We start from the raw sequence: 3,075 nt of genomic DNA, 5'->3' as shown, positions 1-3,075 counted from the left end.
CTGGCCGTTGCCTTCGAACGGGTCGACCGCGTCGGCGGTGCCGTGGAACGCGATCACTGGCACCGGCCTGACGGCCGGGCAGGGGCTGGGGAACCGCAGGCCCGCGACCGGGGCGACCGCGGCGAAGGTCTGCGACGCGTCACAGGCGAGCTGGCTGACCATCCGCCCGCCGCCTGACATGCCGGTCGCGTACACCCGGCTTGTGCTGACGCAGTATCGCGCTTCGAGGCTGCGGACCAGGCCGGTGAGGAACGTGACGTCGTTGGCCGCGTTCGCCGGCGGGTTCTGGCCGCCGAGCAGCGGCACGCCGGGGATGTTCCAGTCGTAGCCGCCAGCATCCGGGATGAGCGCCTGCGGGTAGGCCACGATGAACCCGTCGGCGTCGGAGGTGGCGTCCATGCCGCTGAACACCTCCTGCGCCTGGGCGTTGCTCTCGCTGCCGTGCAGGTTGAGCACCAGCGGCACCTTCGTCTTTCCGCTGTAGTTCACGGGCACGTGCACGATCACCGCGCGAGCGTGGCCACCGGACTGGAGGGTGTACGTCACCGAGCCGGGCGCGGCGGGGTGGCCGCAACCTGACCCGCCTGACGCGGCCGCCAGCGTGCCGGCCGGTCCAGCGGCTGGCGCCGCGGCGGAGTGGTTGCCGCCACCGCAAGCGGCTACCAGCCCGACCGCGGCCAGCACGGCCAGCGCCTGAATACAGCCGCACCACCGGCCGGACATTCGCTGGCCGCTCAGCCGCCGGGTGTGCTCGTCAAGGAGACCCATCGTCCCACGCTCCTGACTCGCGGCCCGCTGTGCGGTCCGCTTCTTGCTGTTATCAGCCCGTCTTAATTCCTCTGTCTTTGTGTCTTTGCGGGCCCGCCCGCTTCTTGCTGTTATCACGTCTTACTCTTCTGCGGCCTGAGTGCCGGTGCGGCTATCGACGCCGAACAGCCGGCGCAGAACGCGGGCGAACAGGTCGTCGGGTACCGCGTCCTTGTCCATGCGGCGGCGCCGCGCCAGGCCCTCGAACAGCGACATCGCCACCAGCGTCAGCTCAGCGGGCGAGATCCCGTCTGGCGTGCCGTACCGTTCCATCGCCGCCGCGATCACCGGCTCGGCCCCCCGGTCCTGCTCGCTCATCTTCGCCGCGACCAGGTCCATCACTTCGGGATGGCGGACGGCGTAGAGCCAGAACTCGGCCACCAGCGGCGACACGTCGCTCCCCTGGCCTGCGCGCCCTGCCAGGAAGGCCGACAGCGCGTCGAACGGGTCGCCGCCATGGGCGGCGGCCTCCGCGAAGACCCGCGTGACGGCCTCCGTCCGCCGCTCGATCTGCCGGGACCACCCGCTGCGGATCAGCTCGAGGAACAGCTCCTCCTTGCCGGCGAAGTTGTAGTACACCGCGCCGGTCGAGTAACCGGCCGCCTCGGCGATCTCCTCGAGCGACGCCCCGGCGAAGCCCTTCCGCGCGAAGACGCGCGCCGCCGCGGCGACTAGCTCCTGGCGAGTCCGCTCCTTCGCCTCGGCCTGCTTCAGCCTCCGTCGCGGCCTTGCGCCCTCGGGCGCCGCCTCCCCCTCGCTCACATTGGCTCCTCGCTCACATTGGCGATCCTATCAACATTGGCTACCAAATGTATATTGGCTGTATTATGGAATTTGCGTTAGTACGTGACGACGGGCATGCTGGGGGCCGTACCAGCCCGAGGACCCACTTCGCGCGAACGGGGAATACGCGTGGCTGAACCACCCGGGCTCATCGAAGCCCGCGAGCTGACAAAGCGATTTGGCGACAAAGTGGCGGTCGATCACCTGTCGTTTAACGTCGAGCCGGGCCGGGTGACTGGCTTTCTCGGCCCGAACGGCGCAGGCAAATCCACCACCAAGCGACTGATCACCGGCCTGGACCGGGCGGACGGCGGCACCGCGACCATCGGCGGGCTCTCCTACAGCCAGCTGAAGAAGCCGCTCACCGTGGTGGGTGCGCTGCTGGAGGCCCGCAGCATCCACCCGGGGCGCAGCGCACGCAACCACCTGCTGTACCTGGCCCAGACCCAGGACCTGCCGGCCAAGCGGGCGGACGAGGTGCTCGACCTGGTCGGCCTCCGGGAGGTGGCCAATAAGCGTGCGGGCGGGTTCTCGCTCGGCATGACGCAGCGGCTCGGTATCGCGGCGGCCATGCTCGGCGATCCGCCCGTGCTAATGCTCGACGAACCGGTCAACGGTCTGGACCCCGAGGGCATCCGCTGGGTGCGGACCTTCATGCGCCAGCTCGCTTCAGAGGGCCGCACGATCTTCGTGTCCAGCCACCTGATGAGCGAGATGGCGGTCACCGCCGACCATCTCATCGTGATCGGCCGCGGCGCGCTGATCGCGGACGCCTCGACCGAGGAGTTCATCGAGCGCAGTTCGGAACGGTCGGTGCTGGTCAAGTCGCCCGACGACGCCCGGCTACGCGAGTTGATCACGGCCGAGGGGGGCACCGTGCAGACCGCCGCCCGCTCTGTCGAGGACAAGAACGGCGAGGACGGCATGATCGTGACCGGCCTGCCCGCCCCGCGTATCGGCGAGCTCGCCGCGTCCGCCTCGCTGGTGCTGCACGAGCTCACTCCCAGGCTGCCCTCGCTCGAGGAGGCGTTCATGGAGCTGACCGCCGACAGCGTCGAATTCGGCAAAACAGACCCGGGCAAGACCGCCCCCGCCGCGGCCGAGTCCGGCACGGCCGGCGGCACGCCCACGGCAGGCACGTCATGAACGCCGGGCTGCTCGCCGCCGAATGGACAAAGATCCGCTCGGTCCGGTCGACCGTCTGGACGCTGCTCGTGTTCGTGATCGTCGCGATCGGCTTCAGCGCCCTGATCGCGACCGTTATCTCCAACACCTGGAACAGCCCGGGCAATCACCCCAACCACGTCACGCTGCTGACCGACCCCACCGCGGTACTGTTCGGCGCCGGATTCGGGCTCGGCCAGCTGGCCATGTGCGTGCTCGGCGTGATCGTGATCAGCAGCGAGTACTCCACCGGCGCGATCCGCTCGTCGCTGCTCGCGGTCCCGCGCCGGATCCCGATGCTGACCGCCAAGGCGCTCATCT

Annotated in this window: 3 protein-coding genes and 1 pseudogene; 2 read left to right on the top strand and 2 right to left on the bottom strand. The window is 69.4% G+C overall.

Annotated features, from left to right (window positions below; all coding sequences use genetic code 11):
- Positions 1-768 (bottom strand): alpha/beta hydrolase family esterase (locus tag WA805_RS19265; protein WP_425243025.1); only part of this gene is annotated, 768 nt, incomplete at its 3' end.
- A gap of 120 nt (positions 769-888) precedes the next feature.
- Entirely contained in the window at positions 889-1,569 is a 681-nt protein-coding gene (locus tag WA805_RS19260; RefSeq protein WP_422289333.1) for a TetR/AcrR family transcriptional regulator, read from the bottom strand.
- A 150-nt stretch (positions 1,570-1,719) separates the two neighbouring features.
- Here WA805_RS19260 and WA805_RS19255 point away from each other — a divergent pair, with 150 nt between their 5' ends.
- A complete protein-coding gene (locus tag WA805_RS19255) occupies positions 1,720-2,736 on the top strand; it encodes an ABC transporter ATP-binding protein (RefSeq protein WP_425243024.1) in 1,017 nt (338 codons plus the stop codon).
- Positions 2,733-3,075 (top strand): annotated as a pseudogene (locus tag WA805_RS19250) (ABC transporter permease); the annotation flags it as partial. The gene WA805_RS19255 and the pseudogene WA805_RS19250, both read left to right, overlap by 4 nt.

The organism is Trebonia sp., from assembly GCF_049794275.1.
Taxonomy (GTDB): domain Bacteria; phylum Actinomycetota; class Actinomycetes; order Streptosporangiales; family Streptosporangiaceae; genus Trebonia.
Note: the sequence above shows the minus strand (reverse complement) of the source record. Positions and strands in the feature narration are given on the sequence as shown.